The sequence below is a fragment of the Pseudomonas sp. CC120222-01a genome, from assembly GCF_003097235.1.
Lineage (GTDB): Bacteria > Pseudomonadota > Gammaproteobacteria > Pseudomonadales > Pseudomonadaceae > Aquipseudomonas.
Window position 1 is genome coordinate 14135 of the sequence record NZ_QEQQ01000001.1, and the last position, 21112, is coordinate 35246.

Sequence of the window (21112 nt, forward strand, 5' to 3'; positions counted from 1 at the left end):
AGACAACGATGGCTCACTCAAGCTCTCAAGCCAAGAAAGCGACCGCCAGCGGATGGATTGGCTCGGCACTCGAATACTACGATTTCTTCATCTATGCCCAGGCTGCGGCGCTGATCTTCCCGCAGATCTTCTTCCCCAATACTGACCCGAAAATGGCCATCATCGCCTCGCTGGCGACTTACGGCGTAGGCTACCTGGCACGCCCAGTAGGCGCCTTCGTGCTGGGCCACTGGGGTGATACCCGCGGTCGCAAGAACGTATTGCTGCTGTGCATGTTCCTGATGGGCCTGTCGACCATGGCCGTGGGCCTGCTGCCGACCTACCACGACATCGGCCTGCTGGCCCCGGCCTTGCTGGTGGTGCTGCGCCTGGTCCAAGGCTTTGCCGTGGCCGGTGAAATCTCCGGCGCCAGTTCGATGATCATGGAGCACGCCCCGTTCGGCCGGCGCGGTTACTACGCCAGCTTCACCTTGCAGGGCGTGCAGGCCGGCCAGGTACTGGCAGCGGCAGTGTTCCTGCCCCTGGCCTACTTCATGCCGAGCGACGCCTTCAATGACTGGGGCTGGCGCATTCCGTTCCTGATGAGCGCCTTCGTCCTGATCGCGGGCTTCATCATCCGTAAGGAAGTGCACGAAACCCCGGCGTTCGTGAAGGAAGAGAAGCAGGACAAGGTTGCCAAGTCGCCAATCAGCGAGGCCTTCCGCCACAGCTGGAAGCACATGGTGCTGGTGATGTTCATGGCCCTGATGAACGTGATCCCGGTGGTTGCCACCATCTTCGGCGCGGCCTATGCGGTGCAGCCGGCCTACGGCATCGGCTTCGACAAGAGCGTGTACCTGTGGATCCCGGTCGTGGGCAACATCGTCGCGGTGCTGGTGATCCCGTTCGTGGGCAACCTGTCCGACAAGATCGGCCGTCGCCCGACCATGATCGCCGGCTGCCTGGGCTCTGGCCTGCTGGCCTTTGTCTACCTGTATGCGATCAGCATCCAGAACGTGCCACTGGCCTTCGCCGCCTCGATCGTGATGTGGGGCATGGTCTACCAGGGCTACAACGCAGTGTTCCCAAGCTTCTACCCGGAGCTGTTCCACACCCGCTACCGCGTATCGGCCATGGCCATCGCGCAGAACATCGGCACCATGCTCACCGCCATGCTGCCGGCGCTGTTCGCCCTGGTGGCGCCACCGGGATCGGAGAACATTCCGCTGGTGATCGGTGGCCTGGCGTTCTTCATCACCTGCGTGTGTGCACTGGCGGCCTACATTGCGCCGGAGACGCACCGGATGGCGATGGAAGACCTGGGTAATCCGGATGCCAAGCCGATGGAGAAGGAAGCCTTCGAGGCCAGCCGCAAGGGGAGCTTTCAGGCGGTGAGCAACTGATAGATTGCTGGGGCTGCTTTGCAGCCCTTTCGCGACACAAGGCCGCTCCCACAGGGGTATGCATAGCCCCTGTGGGAGCGGCCTTGTGTCGCGAAAGGGCCGCAACGCGGCCCCATCGATGTCAGCCTTTGACCACCTCTTGCAGGTTCGCCCAAAGCTTCTCGACATGCTCCCGCTCCGTCGGCAAGGCCCCCACCGACACCCGCACCATCCACCGCCCTTCCAGCGTCGCCGGCGTCACATAGGCCACCCCGGACGCATTCAACCGCTCAGCCCACGCCTTGGTATGCGCATCCAGCGCTTCTCCCTCCAGCCCCGCTGGCCGGTGGCGAATGCACAAAGTCTGCAGCTGCACCGGCGCCAGCACGTCCCACTCCGCCGTCGCATTCACCTGCTCCGCCAGCCAGCGGGCGTTCTCCAGGTCCCGCCGCAAGCGTTGCTGCAATGCCTCTACGCCTTCGCTGCGCAACATGAACCACAATTTCAGCGCACGGAACCGGCGCCCCAGCGGAATCCCCCAATCCCGCAGGTTCTTCACCTCGCCATCCACCGCCGACTGCAGGTAGCTCGGGTTGGTGCTCATCACCCGGATCAAATGCTGCGGATCACGCACGTAGTAGATCGAGCAATCGAACGCTACGCCCAGCCACTTGTGCGCGTTCACCACGACAGAATCGGCCAGCTCGATGCCGTCCCACATCCAGCGGCATTCCGGCAGGATCATCGCCGAGCCGGCCATGGCCGAGTCGACATGCAGCCACAGCCCGTTGGCCTGGGCGATTTCGCCGATCGGGCGCAGTGGGTCGAGGGCGGTGGTGGTGGTGGTGCCGGTGGTGGCGACCACGGCACACGGTTGATTACCGGCGGCCAGGTCTTGCTCGATGGCCGCCCGCAGCGCTTCCGGGCGCATGGCGAACTGTTCGTCGGTGGCGATCAGGCGAATGTTGGCGCGGCCAAAGCCGGCCAGCAGTGCGGCCTTGTCCACCGAGCTGTGGGCATGGGCGCTGACATAGACGATCAACGGCTTGGCCTCGGCCTGCAGGCCGCCGCGAACCAGCGCGTAATCGGTGGCGCGCTCACGGGCGCTGATCAGCGCCACCAGGGTGCTGGTGGACGCAGTGTCCTGGATCACCCCGCTCCACTGGCCCGACAGGCCGAGCAACTGGCGCAGCCAGTCGAGGGTGGTTTCTTCCAGCTCGCTCAGCGCCGGGCTGGATTGCCACGACAGGCCGAGCACGCCGAGGCCGGTGCTGAGGAAATCGCCGAGCACCGACGACAGGGTGCCGTTGGACGGGAAGTAGCCGTAGAAGTCCGGGTGCTGCCAGTGCGACAGGCCGGGCATGACCAGTTGGTTGACGTCTTCGAGTATCGCGTCGAACGACTCGCCCTGCTGTGGGGCGCCTTGGGGCAGCTGGGCCTTGAGGTAGCCGGGCTCGACCTGGGCCATGACCGGGCGTTCACCGACGGATTGGCGGTAGTCGGCGATCAGGTCGATCAGCTGGTGGCCGTACTGGCGGAATTGTTCTGGGGTCACGCGCGCTCTCCTGAGGATTGTCCAGTGCCCCCAGTCTAGGCGCCTGCGCCCACGCGAATAACCCCGCTTCGCGCATACCTGCTATGGCAAACCTGCAACCCCGCCCTGCACCCCGAACTGCGACTGGCGCCACAGCTCGAACACCCGGTTGCGCAACCAGCGGTGCTCGGCCGAGGCCTGCAAACGCTGATGCCACACAACCCAATAGCGCTGGGTATGCTCGACAAACCCCAACGGCCGCCACGCCAGCCCATGCAGGCGGCACAGCTGCCGGGCGATGTGCTCGGGCACCGTGGCCAGCGCCTGGCTGTTGCCGATCACCTGCACGGTGGCCGAAAAGAACGGTACTTCCAGGCTGATACGCCGCTGCAGCCCCTGGGCGCGCAGGTGGCGGTCGATGAAGCTGTCCTTGTCGCCACCCCCGGAAATGCGCACGTGCTTGCAGGCCAGGTAATCGTCCTGGCCAAGCACGTCCAGCGCGGTCAGCGGGTGATCCTGGCGCATCAGGCACACCGCGCGGTCTTCGCCGAGCAGGCGCCCATGCAGGTTGGGCGGCGACTCGTCGAACAAGGTGGTGGCCAGGTCGATCTCGCCGCTGGCGAGCAAGGCGTATTGCCCGGCCTGCCAGGTGCGGTAGTCGATGGACACGCCCGGGGCTTCCTGTTCCAAGGCAGCCACCAGCAGCGGCAGCATGTGCTCGGCCACGTAGTCAGACGCGGCCAGGCAGAAGCGCCGCTCGCAGCGGGCCGGGTCGAAGGCGGCGGGTTGGCGCAGGGCCTGGAGCTCTTCGAGCACCTGGCGCAGGGGCTCGACCAAGGCTTCGGCGTGTTCGCTGAGCACATAACCGCGGCCCTGGCGCACCAGTAACGGGTCGTCGAAGGCGTCGCGCAGGTGGGCCAGCTGGCGGCTCAGGGCCGATTGGCTGACGCCCAGGCGGTCGGCGGTGTGGCTGAGGTTCTTGAGCTGCAGGAGGCAGTCGAGGGTGCGCAGGTGGGCGAGGCTGAGGGAGGCGAAGGTGGGGTTCATCGGTGTTCGGCTCCGGATGGCTGGCGAGGGCTTTGCCCTCGTTTCGCGACACAAGGCCGCTCCTACAGGGATAGCGCCACATCTGAATGCGGTGCAATCCTGTGGGAGCGGCCTTGTGTCGCGAAAGGGCCGCAAAGCGGCCCCAGCTTTTTAGTCAGTCAGGCCAACGTAGACGTTCTGCACGTCATCGTTCTCGTCGATCGCCTCGAGGAACGCTTCCACCTCGGCCAGTGCTTCAGCGCTCAGGCTGGCAGCGCTCACCGGGTTCTTCGGGGTGTAGCCGATCTTCGCCGAAGTCACGGTGAAACCATGCTCCGGCAGCGCCTTCTGCACGGCATCCAGGTCGGTGGTGTCGGTGATGAACAGGGTCGAACCTTCTTCTTCACCTTCCTCGAAGTCCTGGGCACCGGCTTCGATGGCGGCCATTTCCGGGTCGGCATCGCCTTCCGGGGTGGCTTCGATCAGGCCGACGTGGTTGAAGTCCCAGGTCACCGAGCCGCTGGCGCCCAGCTGGCCCTTGCGGAACAGCACGCGGATCTGCGCCACGGTGCGGTTGACGTTGTCAGTCAGGCACTCGACGATCAATGGCACCTGGTGCGGGGCGAAGCCTTCATAGCTGACGGCATGGTACTGCACGGCCTCGCCGTCCAGGCCAGCGCCTTTCTTGATGGCACGCTCCAGGGTCTCGCGGGTCATCGAGGCTTTCTTGGCCTGGACGATGGCCAGGCGCAGGCGCGGGTTCATGTCCGGGTCGGCACCGGATTTGGCCGCGATCTGGATTTCCTTGGCCAGCTTGCCCATGATCTTGCCCTTGGCATTGGCAGCTGTTTCTCTATGTTTGGCTTTCCACTGTGCGCCCATGTCGACTCTCTTTGTTTCAGCGGCCGGTTCAGGAAGCGACCGGCCAAAAGTGGGTGCAGTTTATACGCCCTCGGGCGGTGGATCGACAAGTAATCTCACGCCTTGTCGACCTTGCCCGCGTTCCTTCAGGTACGCAGTGGTTTGATCGCCATGCTGGTGTTGGGCGCCACGTCATTGGCCTCGGGCGTGCCAGCCGGGCGGCTGTTCCAGTGCGGCAGCAGCACCAGGGCCGAGAACAGCGCGCAGCCGGCGAACACGATGAACACCGTGACACTGTCGAAGTAGCCCGGCAGCAGGCCGCCGAGCACCGCGCCCACCGAGCCGCAGCCGTTGACGAAGCCTGCCGCCGTGGCGCCGGCCTTGGCCGTGCCGAAGTCGATGGCCGCCGCGCCGCTGATCATCGAGTCCGGCCCGTACAGGGTCAGGCCCATGACGAACAGCAAGGCCACTACCATCACGATGCTGCCGCTGTGCATCGCCGCCATGAAGGCTGCCAGGGTCACGGTCAACAGCACCAGGCTGATCACGCAGGCCGGCATGCGCCGGGCGCCGAACAGCTTGTCCGACGCCAGGCCGATGATGATCGGGCCGAGCAGCCCCGCCAGCTCGAATGCGGTGGGGATGATCGCCGCGCCGACCTTGCCGACCGAAGGCATCTGCTCGAAGACGATCACCGGGCCCCACAGCAGGATGGCGTAACGCGCGGGCTTCAACAGGAAGTAGGCCAGGCCCAGGGTCAGCACCGTGCGGTTGCGCAAGATTTCGCGCAGTGGCGCCCACACGCTGCACAGGTTGCCGGCCGGGGCCATGCTCTGCGGCTCCGGTTCGACTGCGGCCAGGCCGACGTCTTCCGGCTTGTTGCGCTGCAGGAAGAAGAACAGCACGGCCACACCGGCCACCACCGCAGCGCTGGAGAAGAACGCCGCGTGCCAGGTGCCGACCAGGGTATAGGCCCACCAGCCGGCAAACGGCGAAGCAACCAGGCCACCGAAGGCGTAGCACGAGCTCCAAAGCCCCAGCACCCGCCCGCGCTGCGAAGCCGGGAAGAAGCTACCGATGTTCTTGCACAGCCCGGCCCAGCCGGTGGATTGCGCCAGGCCCTGGATCAGCATGCAGGTGGCGAAGATCGGGAAGGTTGCGTAACTGCCCATCACCACGGCGGCCGCCGCCGAGATCAGCAGGCCGCCCAGCACCACCACGCGCGGGCCGAAACGGTCGGCGAGCATGCCCCAGGTGAACTGGCCCACGGCGTAGGCGGCCAGGTAGATGGCGTCGAGGTTGGCCATGGCGGCCTTGTCGAGCATGAACGTCGGGTCTTCGCCGATGCCGAGCTTGGCCACCGAGAAGGCTTTGCGGGTGAAATAGAAGGCGGCGTAGGCCAGCCAGGTGATCGCGAAAATCTGGATGCGCCAGCGTTTCAACGCGGCTAGTGATTGATTCATTGACTCTGACCTCTTGCTCAAGTGTGCCGGCAGATTGTTAAAAAACGCCTGTCTTGTTGTTGTGTTGCGCACTGCATGACGAAGGCTCGTCATCTGGTCAGATGGCACCGGTGTGCGGGCCATGGCCCGGCCACTGCTTGTGGCGGCAGCCTCGGGTTGAAACGTATGGAAACAGTTGCTGACTGATAAAGAAAATCGATTTATCGTATTTCACACATAAGCTCAGCTTGTTACTGGAGTCGGCATGTCGGTATCCCACGCTCAACTCAAGGCGTTCCATGCAGTGGCCGTGCACGGCAGCTTCACCCGCGCGGCGGAAAAGCTGTTTCTGACCCAGCCGGCAGTGTCCGATCAGGTGCGCAAGCTTGAAGAGCGTTTCGGCGTGCTGCTGTTTCACCGCAACAAGCGCTCGGTGCAACTGACCGACCTGGGCGAGCGCCTGCTGGGCATCAGCCAGCGCCTGTTCGCCTGCGAGGCCGAAGCGCATGACCTGCTGCAGGATTCACGTGCCCTGCACACCGGCAGCCTGGTGCTGGCGGTGGATGCGCCGGTGCACGTGCTGCCGCAGATTGCACGCTTCTGCCAGCGCTACCCGGGCATCCAGGTCAAGGTCGAGACCGGCAACACCGATGAATCGCTGGCCAGGCTGTTCAGCTACCAGGCCGACCTGGCGCTGCTCGGGCGCGATGTCGATGACGAGCGCCTGTATTGCGTACCGCTGCGCCGCGACCCGATGGTGGCGTTCGTCTCGCACAACCACCCGTGGGCCAGCCGCGGGTCGATCAGCCTGGCGGACCTGGACGACACGCCACTGGTGCTGCGCGAGCCGGGGTCGGTGACACGGCAGACGCTGGAGGAAGAGATGCAGCGCGCTGGCTTGCGGATTCGACCGGCGATCCAGGTGGAAGGCCGCGAGGCAGCGCGTGAGGCGGTGGTGGTGGGGATTGGCGTGGGGGTGGTGTCGGCGGCCGAGTTTGGTGCGGATGCGCGGGTATGTGCCTTGCCGATCGTCGACTGTCAGCGGCATCTCACCGAGACACTGGTGTGCCTGAGCGAGCAAAGAAGCCGCCGGGTGGTGGCGACTTTCCTGCAGATGGTTCAGGATGAGTTGTAGCGCCTGTACCGGCCTCTTCGCGGCTAAAGCCGCGAAGAGGCCATCACAGGCAATACAACTATGCTGGGAATACCTCATTTCCAGGCCCACCCACCATGCTTTTCCGCCTGGCCGCCGATGCCCTGGTCCTGCTGCACCTGGCCTTCATCCTGCTGGTCCTGTTCGGCGGCCTCCTGGTGCTCAGGTGGCGCCCCGCCCTGCTCCTGCACCTCCCCGCCCTGGCCTGGGGCCTGGCAGTAGAAGGCCTGCACCTGCACTGCCCGCTCACCGACTGGGAAAACCGCATGCGCCTGGCCGCCGGTGACGCGGGCTACCACGGCGGCTTCGTCGAGCACTACATCTGGCCACTGATCTACCCCGCCGGCCTGACGCCGCAGATCCAGCTGCTGCTGGGCGGCGTCGTGCTGGTGCTGAACCTGGCCATCTACGCCTGCGTCATCTGGCGCTGGCGTCGCCCTTAGCGGGTGGCGACCACAAACAGCCGCGGAAACGGCAGCAGCACCTTGCCGTCAGTGGCAGGCGGGTAGTCATGCTGCATGGCCTGCAGGTACATCTGCAGGAAGTCCGCCCGCTCCTGCTCGTCCAGCCTGGCCAGGTAAGGCCGCAGCGCCGACCCCTTGAACCATTCCACCACCGCCTCGGCGCCACCGGTCAACGGGTGGTGATAGGTGGTGCGCCACACGTCCACCCGCGTGCACAGGGGGCTGAGCAGGTCGTAGTAGAACGCCGCGTTGTGCCGCGGAGGCAACTGAAAATCAGCCAATTTTTCCGCCCACGGGCCCTCACTGGCGATCTTGCGCAGTTGCCGGTGAGCGGGCTCGTCGAGGTTGTCCGGGGTCTGCACGGCCAGGCTGCCACCCTCGCTCAGCTGGCGTACCAGGTGCGGGTACAGCGAGCCATGGTCTGGCACCCATTGCAGCGAAGCATTGGCCAGGATCAGGTCCTGCGGCTCTGGGGCGGACCAGTCGCTGATATCGGCGATCTCGCAGCGCACCCGTGGAATGTGCAGGCGCTTGCGTTCGCGGGCCTTGTCGATCATGTCCTTGTCGCTGTCCAGCGCTGTCACCTGGGCATCTTTGCAGTGCTGCAACAGCACTTCGGTGGAGTTGCCGGGGCCGCAGCCCAGGTCGGTGGCATGGCGCACCGGCCGCGGCGGCACGGCGGCCAGCAGATCACGCACGGCGCGGGTGCGTTCGTCTTCGAAGAGGGAATACTGGGTGGCGGACCAGGCCATGGGCGGCTCCTTTTGGCGGCGATGCAGTGAGCATAAGCCATGTACCGCAGTGCATGCGCCTGAACTGTCGACCTATGCTTGAAGTCAGTCCCTTTATGCGCATACCCATGAAACTATCCCTGGCCCTCGCCATTCTGGCACTGATCGCCGCCGCCGCCCTGCTCGGTTCCCCCTGGATGAACCAGCGGTTCCACATGCCCGTGGAAAAACACCAGGCCCAACAACGCGAAACGGCCGGGTCCCCAAGGGAGCCGGCCGCTTCCAACAGCGAATGACGCTTAGTGCTGCTGCTTGCCAGAGCGGATCTGGTGGACCACGCCCATGGCCACCACGACCGCCGCGGCGATGCCGGTGGAGATCACCAGGATCTGGTAGTCAGGCATGAAGGCCATGGTCACCAGGGCAGCAATGATGAAACCGATCACCAGGTAGGTCAGCCACGGGAACAGCCACATCTGCAGGCGCACTTCCTTGCCTTCGGCAATCAGCTTGCGGCGCATACGCAGCTGCGAGAAGGCGATCACCAGGTACACCAGCAGGGCGATCATGCCGGTGGTGTTCATCAGGGTTTCCAGCACGTCTTTCGGGCGCAGGGTCTCGCTGAAGTTGATCAGCGCGCAGACCACGGCCACGGCGCAGGAGCCGATGATCGCGTACACCGGTACGCCAGTGCCGGCGCGGGTGATCTTGAAGAACGACGGCGCGTCGCCACGCTGGGCCAGGGAGAACAGCATGCGCGAAGCGGTGTAGTGGCCCGAGATCAGGCAGCTGCTCACCGAGGTCAGCACCACGAAGTTCATCAGCAGCTCGGCGTGCGGCACGCCCAGCAGTTCCAGGGTACGGCGGTAGGCGCCATAGCCGGAAACGCCCAGTTGCGGATCGTTCCACGGTACCAGGCAGACGATCAGGAAGATCGAGCCGACGTAGAACAGACACACACGCCATACCACCGAGTTGGTGGCCTTGACGATCTGGGTGGCCGGGTCCTTGGCTTCGGACGCGGCGATGGTGACGATTTCAGCGCCGAGGAAAGCGAACATCACACCCAGCAACGCACCAATGACCGTGGTGATACCGTTGGGCATGAAGCCTTCGGCGGTCAGGTGGGTCATGCCACGTACTTCACCGAACTGCCAGATGTTCATCACGGCAGCGGTACACACCACCAGGAAGCAGACGATCGCCACCACCTTGATCAGCGCGAACCAGAATTCGAACTCACCGTAGTGCTTGACGTTGAAGAAGTTGACGGTGATCAGCAGCAGGGTCGTGGCCAGCACGAACACGTTGACGCTCACGTCGGGGAAGAAGCCATGCAGGATCTTGCCCGCCACATAGGCTTCCCAGGCCATCAGGATGACCCAGTACCACCAGTACAGCCAGCCGATGGTGAAACCGGCCCAGCGGCCGATGGCGCGGTCGGCGTAAGTGGAGAACGAGCCGGTGTCAGGCGAGGAAGTCGCCATTTCACCCAGCATGCGCATGATCAGCACCACCAGGATGCCGCCGGCCAGGTAGGCCAGCACTGCGGCCGGGCCGGCGCTGTGGATCACGCTGCCGGAGCCGACGAACAAGGCGCCGCCGATAACCCCGGCGATCGACATCATCGTCAGGTGGCGCGACTTGAGCGAGGCACTGAGCTTGCTCTCGTGCCCGCTTTTCGCGGTGGTGGTTGTGGATGTTGCGTCCATCAGTTGTGTACCCCGTGCTTCTTTTTATCCAAGGAAAACTGTGAAACCCCGATGGCTCTCGGTTTCACCTGTACATCAGTGCTAATGCGGGCAGGATGGTGTGCGCAAACACACGCAGGCCTTCCGTGGCGGCCTGCTGACGCGCCCCAGGGTTGGCACCTGGGGCGAACTGAACATGCTTTATGTGGCGATATCTGACACCTAATGTAAAAATGTCCGACGTAGAGAGCCATGCACAGTGGCATGAATCTCGCACTGCACTGTACAGGCCGCCGATGCAATACACCCCGCTGCGCCTGGCGTTCCGCACTCTTGAAGGCCCCGAATGTTCGAATTACATCCAGACTCTTCCACGCCGTTGGTCAACCAGATCATCGACGGCCTGCGCGAGCTGATCGACAACCAGACCCTCAAGCCGGGCGCCAAGGTGCCGTCGATCCGCGCCTTCGCCGCGAGCTACTCGGTGAGCACCTTCACCGTGGTCGAGGCGTACGACCGCCTGGTCGCCCAGGGGCTGCTGGTGAGCAAGGGCAATGCGGGGTTCTTCGTCAATCGTGCGGCGAACGAGCTGCTGGAAAGCCAGAACAGCGAGGCCGAAAGCGGCCGCCCGACGTTCAACTCCGAGTGGTACCTGCAGCAGATCTTTGAAACCCGCCAACTGCCGTACAAGCCTGGCTGCGGCTGGTTGCCCAACGACTGGATGTACGAAGAGGGCCTTCGCCGCGGCCTGCGCCAGGTCGCTGGCAGCCCGCTGGAGCTGTCTGGCTACGGCGACCCGATGGGCTTGCCGGAGCTGCGTGCGCTGACCGCGCAGAACCTGCAGCAGGAGCTGTCGATCGTCTGCAACCCGGCGCAGCTGATGCTGACCCATGGCGCCAGCCAGGCGCTGGACCTGGCCGTGCGTACCTTGGTACGCCCCGGTGACGTGGTGCTGGTGGACGACCCCGGCTACCCCAACCTGATGAGTATCCTGCGCACCCAAGGCGCAACGCTGATCGGTGTGCCACGCACGCCCAACGGTTACGACCTCAATCACCTCGAACAATTGCTGGCGCACCACCGCCCGACCGCCTTCTTCACCCAGCCGCACCTGCACAGCCCGACCTGCTCACGCACCCCGCTGCCGCAGCTGCACCGCCTGCTGCAACTGGCCAGCCAGCACGGCTTCCGGTTGGTGGAGAACAACCTGTACGCCGACATGGTTGCCGAACCGCAGCCGTGCCTGGCCAGCCTCGACCACCTGCAGCAGGTGGTGTACGTGGGCAGCTACTCGAAAAGCATCTCGCCCAACGTGCGGGTCGGCTACCTGCTGGCCAACCCGGAGCTTTCGCAGAAACTGTTGCACCTGAAGATGCGCTCGGGGCTGACCACCTCGCAGGTGATGGAGCGGGTGGTATACGCCGCAATCATCGACGGGCGCTGGCGCAAGCACCTCAAGCGCCTGCGCCAGCGATTGGCCGAAGCGCATCAGGAAGTTGGCCGGCATCTGCATCGATTGGGCTTTGAACTGTTCATCGAGTCGGATGAAGGGATGTATATCTGGACCCGCCACCCGGCGATTCCGGACAGCGCGGCGTTGCTCGATGATGCCTTGGAGAAAGGCATCATGCTCGGGCCTGGGCAGTTGTTCATGGTCGATGCCAAGGCCACCGGGTGGATGCGCTTCAATGTGGCGTTCAGTACCGACCCGGCGATGTGGGAGTTGCTGGAGAAGGTGCTGGTGAAGCATGTGCGGCGGGGCGGGATTTAGGGATTGAGGTGTGGCCGGGGTGTTCGCCTTGGCATATTCGGCGCCTGTGAAATCGAGCGCCGCCCGCGCGGCGCATCGCGAGCTGCGCTCGCTCCTACGTTTGTTTCGGGCCAATTATTCCTGGGGGATTTGCGCGCGAACGCCTTGGCGCATGGCGCGATATCGCGTCGTACCAACAAGGCGGTCGTGAGCGCCTGTCACAGGCATTACTGGCCAGAAACAAACGTAGGAGCGAGCGCAGCTCGCGATGCGCCGCGCGGGCGGCGCTCGATCTCACTGGCGCCGAGAATGCTGTGGCAAGCACCTGTCAGCCCTGACACTCTTTTAAATCATGCACCTGGCACAAGAAAGCCAGGACATGCTGGACAAGACCGGTTGCATGCAGCAGATGGGCGATGCCATGGGGCATATCGCTGTCCACGTCGAGCACGCCGCCGAACATACCGGCCAGGCCAGCTCGCAGGTCAGTCGTGGCCAGCAAAGCGTGAAACGCGCCCAGCAGGAAATCGTCCAGCTGGCTTCACGCCTGCAATGTTCCCCCCCAGGCCTAATCCATTTCACCCCTGACTGGGCCTGCGGGAGAAAACTTTAATAAATCAGCCACTTTACTGCTTAGTTAAAACCACTGCTCTTGGCCTTGAAAGAACGCCTGCGCATTCGCCTCTAGGCTCTCCAGGTGATACCCCCCCTCCTGCACAATCAGGCAAGGCAAGCGCAACGCCCGAATCTGCTCGCCCAGCGCTGCAAAACCTTCCTTCGTCACCGCCACCTTGCTCTGCGGATCCAACTCGTAGATGTCGAACCCGAGCGAAAGCACCAGCACCTCGGCGCCAAAGTCCTGCACCGCAGCCAGCGCTATCTCCAGCTGCGCCATGAAGTCAGCCTCGCTGGCGCCATGGGCCATCGGCAGGTTCAGGTTGTACCCCTCCCCCGCACCAGTGCCGCGCTCGTCCTCGAACCCAGCCACACCCGGGTAGAAGTTGGTCGGATCACCATGGGTCGACACGTACAGCACGTCATTACGCTCGTAGAAGATCTCCTGAATACCCTGCCCGTGGTGCATGTCGGTGTCGAGAATCGCCACGCGGCTGTAGCGGCTACGCAGGGCCTGGGCGGCCACGGCCGCATTGTTGATGTAGCAGAAGCCACCGGCCGCATCGAACCGCGCATGGTGCCCCGGTGGCCGGCACAGCGCATAAGCGGCGGGCTCGCCATCGAGAATGGCCTTGGCTCCAGCCACCGCGCTCTGCGCCGACCAGTACGCCGAACGCCAGGTGTGCTCGCCCACCGGGCAACTGCCGTCGGCCAGGTATCGCCCGGCCTGGGCGAGAATGCCGCGCAAGGCGTTGGGCTCGCGCACGAAGATGTTCGACATCACCTCGTCGCCCCAGTCTTCCGGCACTTCCTTCCAGCGTGCATGGGCCTCTTCGAGGAACGCCAGGTAGGCCTCGCCATGCACCGCCTTGAGTGGCGCAAGGCCGGCGTCGTCAGGCTGGCGGATGTCGAAGCCCAGTTCCTTGGCGGCTTGCAGCAGGCGCTGGGCGCGTTCGGGGACTTCCTGCGGGGTGCGCATGGCGCCGCGCGAGTAGTAGCTGCGCGGATGGTGCAGCAGCTGTTCGGGGTGGAAGTAGCAACGCATCAGGCTTCTCCTTGTTCGACTTGGCCGGCGCGGGCCAGCACGGCGTTGAGCAGTACGTCGACGCCCTGGCGGGCATCCTCAGGCAGCACGTCTTCGGCTTCGTTGTGGCTCAGGCCGCCGACGCAGGGGATGAACACCATCGCCGTCGGGCAGTAGCGGGCCAGCAGGATGGCGTCGTGGCCGGCGCCGCTGACGATGGACTGCTGGGCATAACCGAGGCCGTCCACCGCCTGCTGCACGGCGGCCACGCAGTCGGCGTCGAACGGCGTGGCCGGGCTGACCCAGTGGCGCTCGATGCGCACCTGCAGGCCCCGCTGGTGGGCGATGGCTTGCAGCTTCAGGGTCAGGTCGTGCTCCATGGCTTCAATGGCTTCGTCGCGGTGATGGCGCAGGTCGACGGTGAAGCGCAGCACCCCGGGGATGGTGTTGCGCGAGGACTTGGCGATCGACAGTTCGCCCACGGTAGTCAGGCCTTCTGGCGCAAAATCTGCCGCCAGTTGCTCGACCGCCTGGATCATCCGTGCCGCGCCGTACAGGGCGTCCTTGCGCAGCGGCATCGGTGTGGTGCCGGCATGGGCGGCCATGCCTTCGACGGTCACGTCCAGCCAGCGAATCGCCTGGCCACCGCTGACGACGCCGATGGCCTTGGCGTTGTCTTCAAGGATCGGGCCTTGCTCGATATGCGCCTCGAAGTAGGCATCGACCTTGCCACCCAACGGGCGTTGGCCGGCGTAACCCGTACGCTGCAGCTCGTCGGCGACGCTGATGCCATCGGCATCACGGATGGCCAGGGCCTGGTCCAGCGCCAGGGTGCCGGTGAACACCGCCGAGCCGAACATGGCCGGAGTGAAGCGGGCGCCCTCCTCGTTGGTCCACACCGCGATTTCCAGCGGCTTGCGGGTCTGGATATTCAGGTCGTTGAGGCGGCGCACCACCTCAAGGCCGGCCAGCACACCATAGACGCCATCGAAACGGCCGCCCTCAGGCTGGGTGTCGAGGTGGCTGCCCATCATCACCGGAGCGGCCGCCGGGTCGCTACCGGCGCGGCGAGCGAACAGGTTGCCGATGGCATCCACGCTCAGCGTCATGCCGGCCTCGCGGCACCAGTGGCTGAACAGTTCACGGCCGGCCTTGTCTTCGTCGCTCAGGGCCAGGCGGCAGCTGCCGCCGCGGGCGGTGGCGCCGACTTCGGCCATGGCCATCAGGCTCGCCCACAGGCGTTCGCCATTGCTTTTCAACATATGCGGGTACTCCAAATCAGGTGAATCGATCAGGCCAGTTCCAGGCGCTGGCTACGGGCGTACTGGCGCGCCAGGGCAAGCACGCAGACCAGGGAAATGGTGGCGATCAGGGTGTAGAACACTGCCATCGGCCACCATTGACCGGTGAAGGTGTGTGCCAGCCAGGTGCCGATCAGCGGCGTGAGGCCGCCAGCGATGGCACCGCACACCTGGTAGGCCAGGGAAATCGCGGTGTAGCGCACGCGGGTTTCGAACATGCCGCTGACGTAGCCGGCGATCACCGCGTAGAACGAGGCCATGCAGGCCGCCGCCAAGGCAATGCCGAGCACGATCAGCGGGCCTTCGCCGGAGCTGACCAGCACGAACATCGGGTACGGCGAGGCCATTGCCAGCAGTGCAACCAGGGCCAGGAAGCGGGTGGCGCCGAGCTTTTCCGAGAGCCACGCGGCCAGCGGCTGCACGCAGAACTGGATGATAGCCACGAAGAACAGGCATTCGAGGATCAGCGAACGCTCAAGGTGCAGTTGCTGGGTGGTGTAGCTGATCATGAAGGTGTTGGTGAAATAGACCCCGGCGATGCCCAGGGTGTTGGCGCCGATGCACAGCAGCAGCGGGCGCCAGGCGGTACGCAGCACTTCCAGTACCGGTGCCTGCTCCTTGCGCTGGGCCCTGGCCGCCTGCTCGCGGCTGGCAATGAACTCGGGCGACTCATTGACCCCCAGGCGAATCGCCAGGCCCACCAGCAACAACAGCGCGCTGGCCAGGAACGGCACGCGCCAGCCCCAGCTCATCAGGTCTTCCTCCGGCAGGCGGGTCACCGCGCCAAAGGCCAGCAGCGACAGGATCAGGCCCGCCGGGCTGCCCAACTGGGCAAACGAGGCGAAGAAGTTGCGCCGCCCCTTGGGCGCATGTTCACCGGCCATGAGCACGGCACCGCCCCACTCGCCACCCACGGCAATGCCCTGGATCACCCGCAGGATGATCAGCAGCACCGGTGCGGCGGCACCGAGCTGTGCGTAGGTCGGCAGCAGGCCGATGCACACGGTGACGATGCCCATCATCAACAGGGTGATGACCAGCGACTTCTTGCGGCCGATGCGGTCACCCACGTGGCCAAAGACGATGCCGCCCAGTGGTCGGGCGAAAAAGCCCACGGCAAAGGTGCCGAACGCGGCCATGGTGCTGAACAGGCTGTCGTCAGAGGGGAAGAACAAGGTACCGAACACCAGGGCGGCGGCGGTGGCGTAGATGTAGAAGTCGTACCATTCGATCATGGTGCCGATGAACGCGGCGGCGGCGGCACGGCGCGGCTGGGGCGAAGCGATGGGCTTCATGGGGGCTCCTTTGCTTGTTTTTCTGGCAGGAGTTAAGGGTCTCGGCGGCGCTCTGGTGGCGCATGGCCATTTGATCGGTGTTGGCTTCTTCGCGGGCTCGCCCGCTCCCACAGGGATTGCACAAGGCCCGCAAACGCTGCAGTACCTGTGGGAGCGGGCAAGCCCGCGAAGAAGCCAGCACCGATACAACAAGCCTCAATGACTGCGATTTATCGTCCCGGGGCTATGATTAGTCAATTTTCTATTTATTATTCGCACTATTAGCCTTGCTTATCATCGAGCCTGCCATGTCCGACCGCCTGCTCAACGACCGCCTCGACTGGAACCTGCTGCGCACCTTCCGCGTGATCGGCCAGGAGTTGTCCATCAGCCGCGCCGCCGCGCGCCTGCACCTGACCCAACCGGCCGTGAGCCAGGCGCTCAAGCGGCTGGAGGAACAGCTTGGCCGCCAGCTGATCGCCCGCCGCGGGCCTCGCTTCGTGCTCACCGACATGGGCGAACAACTGTTTCAGTTGGCCGGCGAGGTGTATGGGCAGATGTCGCAGATCGGCGGGTTGCTGGAACAGCCGGCGGACGAACTGGTGGGCAAGGTGCGCTTGCTGATGATCAGCCGCATCGTCAGCGAGCGGTTCGATGATCTGCTGGCGGACTTCCATCGCCAGCACCCACGGGTAGACCTCGAAATCGATGTGATGCGCAGCTCGGACATCGTCGCCGCCCTGCAGGAAAAGACCGCCACGGCGGGCCTGAGCCTCAACCGCCGGCCGCAACCACGGCTGGAGCAGCGCCTGTTCCTGCGCCAGCGCTATGCGTTTTTCTGCGGCAAGCACCACGCCCTGTTCGGCCAGGCCGAGGGCGACCTGCAGCGCGAGAACTTCGTCAGCTTCACCAGCGACCAGATTGGCGGCATGTTGTCGCCGCTGACCATTTTCCGCGACCAGCAAGGGTTTTCCGGGCGAATCGTGGCGTCGTCGCCGAGCCTTGAAGAGGTGCGCCGGCTGGTGATCGCCGGGTTCGGCATCGGCTGCCTGCCCGAGCATGTGGTGGCGCCGGATGTGGCGGCGGGGTTGCTGTGGAAGCTGCCGCCTGCAGAAGGGATTGCCGATGTGGATATTCACTTGCTATGGAACAAGGAACAGCGGTTGAGCCGGGCTGAAGAGGTGTTTATCAAGGCCTTGCAGGGCGGCCTTTCCGGCGCGGTCACCTAACGCTTTTGAGCGGCTCGGTAGACCTCGCTACGCTCACGTTTGCCAACCGATACCACGACTACAACGATCCGCTCATCCTCGACTCTATACACCAGTCGATAACCTGAAGCTTTGAGCTTGATCTTGTAGTGGTTCGGCAGGTCACGCAGCGCATCGGCCTGGACCTTGGGTGACTGCAAGCGTTCGCCGAGCTTTTTCTTGATCTGCTCGCGCACGGTGTGCCCAAGCTTGCCCCACTCCTTCATTGCAGAAGGCAGAAATTCGAGCTTATAGGTCATCCAGAGTTACCGGTACGCCCTTTTCATCCAGCCTCGACTTGGCCAGCTCGGTCAATTCAAGATCCTCCAGACGCTCCATCATGGCTTCGTAGAGTTCGGCAGGCACCATGTAGCCCATAACACGATTGTGATTGAGCACAGCGACAGGCATGCCCGCAGCGCCTGTCATCACTGCGGATGGGTTCTTTTTCAGCTCCGACACGCTTACGGCCACGTCAGCGAAAATGTTCTGCATGAATTTAAACCTCAATAAAGAACGATATTTTGGTCTATCTATAGGACTCAAACAAGTCGCAACTGCTCAGAGAGCTGTCGTCGGCGGCCTTGCTATGCGCTCCGACAGTCTGTGAAATACACACTAAACTTGGATCCCATCCGCTGAACAGAGTATGCTCTTGAGATAGCTATGTGCCATCACCCAGGTCCCCATATCTGGTCTTCAAGGACGAAACTGCCGTGCCCAGCCACCCGACCCGCCATACCATCGCCCGCCAATGGCAGTTATTGAAACTGCTGCCAGACCGCCATCCCGGGATGAGCTCTACGCAATTGCAGGCCGCACTGGCGAGGGCCGGCCACAAGACCAGCAAGCGCACGGTCGAGCGCGACCTCAACGAACTGGCAACCCTGTTCCCGCTGCACTGCAACAGCAAGGGCATGCCCTATGGCTGGTACTGGCAGCCAGGCCTGAGCCTGGATGAGGCCGAGCAACTGCAACCCGATCAACTCACCCCTTCGCAGCAGATCGAGCTGCAGGCCTGGGTCGACGATGGCCTCGCCCGTCGCCTGGAAGACCAGCCGCTGTCCGAGGACATGCGCCTGGCTCCGCATGACAAAGGCGGCGCGATGCTTGCGGCCACAGTCGAAGACAGCCGTGCGCTGATGGGCTGGCTGCTGTCCCAGGCCGGCTCGATCCGGGTCAAGGCGCCAGAAACCTTACGCATGTCGATGGTAGAACAGTTGCGTCAGAGCCTGGCACTGAACGACGACGGTTACTGATCGGCAAGTGGAGGGCTATCGCCCGGCCAGCCTGGCCCGATAGCTGCCCGGGCTCTGCCCTGTCCACTTCTTGAACGCCCGGTGAAACGCACTGGGCTCCTGAAAGCCGGCCTGCTCGGCAATCTCGGCGATGCTCAGCGTGCCTTCGCGCAAATGCTCGAAGGCCATCGCCCGGCGCACTTCATCCTTGATCTGCTGGTACGACCGCCCTTCGCGCTCCAGTTGGCGGCGGAAGGTGCTGGCACTGATCCCCTGCTGCTCAGCCATGGCTGCAAGCGTCGGCCATTGCCCATAGCGGCGTGCGCGCAAATGGCGATAGACCTCGGCCACCAGCCCGTTCTGATTGCGAAAACGGATCACCAGGCCCTGCGGCGCGCTACGCAGGAAGGTCTTCAGGCCGGCCAGGTCCTGCACCACCGGCAGGCGCAGCCAGGCACTGTCGAACTCGACCTCGGTGCGCCCGCTGCCCAGGCGCAGGTCTGGCCCCCACAGCAGCGGGTCATCGTCCTGGGCCGGGCGCGCCACAGCCAGCTCCGTGCGGTCGATGGCAATGCGCCGCCCGGCCAGCCAGCACAGCAGGCCGATCATCAGCACCAGGTAGGTTTCCTCGGCATACACCCGGGTCAGCGGGTCGGCGATCGCCGACTGCACGCTGATCACTGCGCGCCCGCCGCGTATCGTGAGGCTGCCGCGCAGGTCGCGCAGGAACAGGGCGAAACTGCTCATGCACTGGCGCAGAGCCTTCTCCAGGTTGGGTTCCTGGATCAAGCCACGGCAGATCAGGGCAAAGCTGCCCAGCGGCATGCCATGGCTGTCGAGGCGGAAGAACTCGTCGTCCAGCAACTCGATCAGCTCCAGCCACAAGCGCGCGAAGGCCTTGGCTGGCACCCGTGCCTGGGGTTGGCCGAGCACGGCCGGGTCGATGCCCACCCCACGCAGCCGCGCCTCCAGCACTTCGGGCTGGTCACGCAGGGCATGCAGCATGGCATTGAGAAAGTACACCGCGACCGAATCGCTATCGCGCATGGCGGAATTCGCTGTCTATGCTGAGTGGCAAAAAATGCCAGGTTGACTGAACAGATCCGGCATAGGCTGCAACAGAGCCTTTGCCTAGACTCGAACCCACCTCGGGATCGCTGGCCATTCTCGCAGAGCCTGGCCCGCTCCCGCCATGCCTTCGCAATCGGAGCCTCTATGAGCAGCGCAGAAATCTACGTCGTCAGTGCCGTCCGTACCGCCATCGGTGGTTTCGGTGGTTCCCTCAAGGACCTGCCGCTGGCCGACCTGGCCACCGCCGTAACCCGCGCCGCCATCGAGCGCTCGGGCGTGCCCGCCGAGCAGATCGGCCACATGGTGATGGCCACCGTCATCCCTACCGAGCCACGCGATGCCTACCTGTCGCGAGTAGCGGCGATGAACGCCGGTATCCCCAAGGAAACCCCGGCCTTCAACGTCAACCGCCTGTGCGGTTCCGGCCTGCAGGCCATCGTCTCGGCCGCCCAGTGCCTGCTGCTGGGTGATGCCGACGTGGCCCTGGCCGCCGGTGCCGAGTCCATGAGCCGCGGCCCGTACCTGCTGCCGCAAGCACGCTGGGGTGCGCGCATGGGCGATCTGCAGGGCATCGACTACACCGTTGGCGTACTGCAAGACCCCTTCGAACACTTCCACATGGGCATCACTGCGGAAAACGTCGCGGCCAAACACGGCATCAGCCGCGAGATGCAGGACGAACTGGCCCTCACCAGCCAGCGCCGCGCCGCACGCGCCCAGGCCGAAGGCCGCTTCGACAGCCAGATCGTGCCGCTGGAGCTGAAAACCCGTAAAGGCACCGTGCAGTTCGCCGTCGACGAGCATGTGCGCGCCGATGTGACTGCCGAACAGCTGGCCGGCATGAAGACCGTGTTCAAGAAAGACGGCACCGTCACTGCCGGCAACGCCAGCGGCATCAACGATGGCGCCGCCGGCCTGGTGCTGGCCACCGGTGACGCCGTGCGCCGCCTGGGCTTGAAGCCCCTGGCGCGCCTGGTGGCCTATGCCCACGCGGGTGTCGAGCCGGAGCTGATGGGCCTGGGCCCGATCCCGGCAACCCGCAAGGTGCTGGAAAAAGCTGGCCTGAGCGTCGCCGACCTGGACGTGATCGAGTCCAACGAAGCCTTCGCCGCCCAGGCTTGCGCCGTGGCCCGCGAGCTCGGTTTCGACCCGGAGAAGGTCAACCCGAACGGCTCGGGCATCTCCCTCGGCCACCCGGTCGGTGCCACCGGGGCGATCATCGCCACCAAGGCCATCCACGAACTGCAGCGCATCCAGGGCCGCTACGCGCTGGCCACCATGTGCATCGGCGGCGGCCAGGGCATTGCCGTGGTCTTCGAGCGCGTCTGA

Annotated in this window: 20 protein-coding genes and 1 pseudogene; 9 read left to right on the plus strand and 12 right to left on the minus strand. The window is 64.5% G+C overall.

Annotated elements, in window-relative coordinates; all coding sequences use genetic code 11:
- Window positions 1-8 precede the first annotated feature (8 nt).
- Window positions 9-1382 carry an MFS transporter gene (locus N430_RS00085; RefSeq protein WP_110632449.1) on the plus strand — a complete coding sequence of 458 codons (1374 nt, stop codon included), beginning with the start codon at window positions 9-11 and terminating at the stop codon, window positions 1380-1382.
- A gap of 121 nt (window positions 1383-1503) precedes the next feature.
- Here the strand turns inward: N430_RS00085 and N430_RS00090 are convergent, their stop codons facing one another.
- The 4 genes from N430_RS00090 to N430_RS00105 form a co-directional block, all read right to left on the minus strand.
- A complete protein-coding gene (locus tag N430_RS00090) occupies window positions 1504-2916 on the minus strand; it encodes a DOPA decarboxylase (protein ID WP_110632446.1) in 1413 nt (470 codons plus the stop codon).
- Between the two features lie 81 nt (window positions 2917-2997).
- Entirely contained in the window at window positions 2998-3942 is a 945-nt protein-coding gene (locus N430_RS00095; RefSeq protein WP_110632443.1) for a LysR family transcriptional regulator, read from the minus strand.
- A 150-nt stretch (window positions 3943-4092) separates the two neighbouring features.
- Window positions 4093-4803 carry a YebC/PmpR family DNA-binding transcriptional regulator gene (locus N430_RS00100; protein WP_009685578.1) on the minus strand — a complete coding sequence of 237 codons (711 nt, stop codon included), beginning with the start codon at window positions 4801-4803 and terminating at the stop codon, window positions 4093-4095.
- Window positions 4804-4928: 125 nt separating this feature from the next.
- Entirely contained in the window at window positions 4929-6245 is a 1317-nt protein-coding gene (locus tag N430_RS00105) for an MFS transporter (RefSeq protein WP_110632440.1), read from the minus strand.
- A 244-nt stretch (window positions 6246-6489) separates the two neighbouring features.
- Here N430_RS00105 and N430_RS00110 point away from each other — a divergent pair, with 244 nt between their 5' ends.
- Entirely contained in the window at window positions 6490-7359 is an 870-nt protein-coding gene (locus N430_RS00110; RefSeq protein WP_110632437.1) for a LysR family transcriptional regulator, read from the plus strand.
- Window positions 7360-7454: 95 nt separating this feature from the next.
- A complete protein-coding gene (locus N430_RS00115; protein WP_110632435.1) occupies window positions 7455-7820 on the plus strand; it encodes a DUF2784 domain-containing protein in 366 nt (121 codons plus the stop codon).
- On the opposite strand, the gene tam is transcribed toward N430_RS00115, so the two are convergent.
- Window positions 7817-8593 carry a trans-aconitate 2-methyltransferase gene (gene tam, locus N430_RS00120; protein ID WP_110632431.1) on the minus strand — a complete coding sequence of 259 codons (777 nt, stop codon included), beginning with the start codon at window positions 8591-8593 and terminating at the stop codon, window positions 7817-7819. The two genes, N430_RS00115 and tam, sit on opposite strands and share 4 nt — an antisense overlap.
- Before the next feature lie 95 nt (window positions 8594-8688).
- Between tam and N430_RS00125 the strand changes: the two genes are divergently transcribed.
- A complete protein-coding gene (locus N430_RS00125) occupies window positions 8689-8868 on the plus strand; it encodes a hypothetical protein (protein ID WP_110632565.1) in 180 nt (59 codons plus the stop codon).
- Between the two features lie 3 nt (window positions 8869-8871).
- Here the strand turns inward: N430_RS00125 and N430_RS00130 are convergent, their stop codons facing one another.
- Window positions 8872-10284, minus strand: a complete 1413-nt coding sequence (locus N430_RS00130; protein ID WP_110632428.1) for an amino acid permease — start codon at window positions 10282-10284, stop codon at window positions 8872-8874.
- A 325-nt stretch (window positions 10285-10609) separates the two neighbouring features.
- Here N430_RS00130 and N430_RS00135 point away from each other — a divergent pair, with 325 nt between their 5' ends.
- Both N430_RS00135 and N430_RS00140 read left to right on the plus strand, forming a co-directional pair.
- Window positions 10610-12034 (plus strand): PLP-dependent aminotransferase family protein, encoded by a 1425-nt coding sequence (locus N430_RS00135; RefSeq protein ID WP_110632425.1) that lies wholly within the window; start codon window positions 10610-10612, stop codon window positions 12032-12034.
- Window positions 12035-12404: 370 nt separating this feature from the next.
- Window positions 12405-12563 (plus strand): annotated as a pseudogene (locus tag N430_RS00140) (methyl-accepting chemotaxis protein); the annotation flags it as partial.
- Between the two features lie 87 nt (window positions 12564-12650).
- Here the strand turns inward: N430_RS00140 and N430_RS00145 are convergent.
- From N430_RS00145 to N430_RS00155, 3 genes are read right to left on the minus strand one after another with little or no spacing between them, the layout of a single operon-like run.
- Window positions 12651-13673, minus strand: coding sequence for a histone deacetylase family protein (locus N430_RS00145; protein ID WP_110632422.1), 1023 nt, complete (start codon window positions 13671-13673; stop codon window positions 12651-12653).
- Window positions 13673-14914 (minus strand): Zn-dependent hydrolase, encoded by a 1242-nt coding sequence (locus tag N430_RS00150; RefSeq protein ID WP_110632419.1) that lies wholly within the window; start codon window positions 14912-14914, stop codon window positions 13673-13675. The genes N430_RS00145 and N430_RS00150 overlap by 1 nt, the downstream gene beginning before the upstream one ends.
- Window positions 14915-14943: 29 nt before the next feature.
- A complete protein-coding gene (locus N430_RS00155; protein WP_110632416.1) occupies window positions 14944-16248 on the minus strand; it encodes an MFS transporter in 1305 nt (434 codons plus the stop codon).
- 287 nt (window positions 16249-16535) lie between these two features.
- Here N430_RS00155 and N430_RS00165 point away from each other — a divergent pair, with 287 nt between their 5' ends.
- Window positions 16536-17456, plus strand: a complete 921-nt coding sequence (locus N430_RS00165; protein ID WP_110632413.1) for a LysR family transcriptional regulator — start codon at window positions 16536-16538, stop codon at window positions 17454-17456.
- On the opposite strand, the gene N430_RS00170 is transcribed toward N430_RS00165, so the two are convergent.
- Both N430_RS00170 and N430_RS00175 read right to left on the minus strand, forming a co-directional pair.
- Window positions 17453-17734 carry a type II toxin-antitoxin system RelE/ParE family toxin gene (locus tag N430_RS00170; RefSeq protein WP_110632410.1) on the minus strand — a complete coding sequence of 94 codons (282 nt, stop codon included), beginning with the start codon at window positions 17732-17734 and terminating at the stop codon, window positions 17453-17455. The two genes, N430_RS00165 and N430_RS00170, sit on opposite strands and share 4 nt — an antisense overlap.
- The gene (locus N430_RS00175) at window positions 17724-17969 is read right to left on the minus strand and encodes a type II toxin-antitoxin system Phd/YefM family antitoxin (protein ID WP_110632407.1); all 246 of its coding nucleotides are present in this window, start codon (window positions 17967-17969) and stop codon (window positions 17724-17726) included. Before N430_RS00175 ends, N430_RS00170 begins: the two co-directional genes overlap by 11 nt.
- A gap of 221 nt (window positions 17970-18190) precedes the next feature.
- Between N430_RS00175 and N430_RS00180 the strand changes: the two genes are divergently transcribed.
- Complete coding sequence (locus N430_RS00180; protein WP_110632404.1) at window positions 18191-18733, plus strand: WYL domain-containing protein; 543 nt, start codon at window positions 18191-18193, stop codon at window positions 18731-18733.
- A 15-nt stretch (window positions 18734-18748) separates the two neighbouring features.
- On the opposite strand, the gene N430_RS00185 is transcribed toward N430_RS00180, so the two are convergent.
- Window positions 18749-19759 (minus strand): AraC family transcriptional regulator, encoded by a 1011-nt coding sequence (locus N430_RS00185; RefSeq protein ID WP_110632401.1) that lies wholly within the window; start codon window positions 19757-19759, stop codon window positions 18749-18751.
- 168 nt (window positions 19760-19927) lie between these two features.
- On the opposite strand from N430_RS00185, the gene N430_RS00190 reads away from it, so the two are divergent.
- Entirely contained in the window at window positions 19928-21112 is a 1185-nt protein-coding gene (locus N430_RS00190; RefSeq protein WP_110632398.1) for an acetyl-CoA C-acyltransferase family protein, read from the plus strand.

What these genes read in the sequence shown, in the direction of transcription:
- N430_RS00085 (WP_110632449.1), top strand. Translation starts at nt 9, where the DNA reads ATGGCTCACTCAAGCTCTCAAGCCAAGAAAGCGACCGCCAGCGGATGG.
- N430_RS00095 (WP_110632443.1), bottom strand. Translation starts at nt 3,942, where the DNA reads ATGAACCCCACCTTCGCCTCCCTCAGCCTCGCCCACCTGCGCACCCTC.
- N430_RS00100 (WP_009685578.1), bottom strand. Translation starts at nt 4,803, where the DNA reads ATGGGCGCACAGTGGAAAGCCAAACATAGAGAAACAGCTGCCAATGCC.
- N430_RS00105 (WP_110632440.1), bottom strand. Translation starts at nt 6,245, where the DNA reads ATGAATCAATCACTAGCCGCGTTGAAACGCTGGCGCATCCAGATTTTC.
- N430_RS00110 (WP_110632437.1), top strand. Translation starts at nt 6,490, where the DNA reads ATGTCGGTATCCCACGCTCAACTCAAGGCGTTCCATGCAGTGGCCGTG.
- N430_RS00115 (WP_110632435.1), top strand. Translation starts at nt 7,455, where the DNA reads ATGCTTTTCCGCCTGGCCGCCGATGCCCTGGTCCTGCTGCACCTGGCC.
- tam (WP_110632431.1), bottom strand. Translation starts at nt 8,593, where the DNA reads ATGGCCTGGTCCGCCACCCAGTATTCCCTCTTCGAAGACGAACGCACC.
- N430_RS00125 (WP_110632565.1), top strand. Translation starts at nt 8,689, where the DNA reads ATGCGCATACCCATGAAACTATCCCTGGCCCTCGCCATTCTGGCACTG.
- N430_RS00130 (WP_110632428.1), bottom strand. Translation starts at nt 10,284, where the DNA reads ATGGACGCAACATCCACAACCACCACCGCGAAAAGCGGGCACGAGAGC.
- N430_RS00135 (WP_110632425.1), top strand. Translation starts at nt 10,610, where the DNA reads ATGTTCGAATTACATCCAGACTCTTCCACGCCGTTGGTCAACCAGATC.
- N430_RS00145 (WP_110632422.1), bottom strand. Translation starts at nt 13,673, where the DNA reads ATGCGTTGCTACTTCCACCCCGAACAGCTGCTGCACCATCCGCGCAGC.
- N430_RS00150 (WP_110632419.1), bottom strand. Translation starts at nt 14,914, where the DNA reads ATGTTGAAAAGCAATGGCGAACGCCTGTGGGCGAGCCTGATGGCCATG.
- N430_RS00155 (WP_110632416.1), bottom strand. Translation starts at nt 16,248, where the DNA reads ATGAAGCCCATCGCTTCGCCCCAGCCGCGCCGTGCCGCCGCCGCCGCG.
- N430_RS00165 (WP_110632413.1), top strand. Translation starts at nt 16,536, where the DNA reads ATGTCCGACCGCCTGCTCAACGACCGCCTCGACTGGAACCTGCTGCGC.
- N430_RS00170 (WP_110632410.1), bottom strand. Translation starts at nt 17,734, where the DNA reads ATGACCTATAAGCTCGAATTTCTGCCTTCTGCAATGAAGGAGTGGGGC.
- N430_RS00175 (WP_110632407.1), bottom strand. Translation starts at nt 17,969, where the DNA reads ATGCAGAACATTTTCGCTGACGTGGCCGTAAGCGTGTCGGAGCTGAAA.
- N430_RS00185 (WP_110632401.1), bottom strand. Translation starts at nt 19,759, where the DNA reads ATGCGCGATAGCGATTCGGTCGCGGTGTACTTTCTCAATGCCATGCTG.
- N430_RS00190 (WP_110632398.1), top strand. Translation starts at nt 19,928, where the DNA reads ATGAGCAGCGCAGAAATCTACGTCGTCAGTGCCGTCCGTACCGCCATC.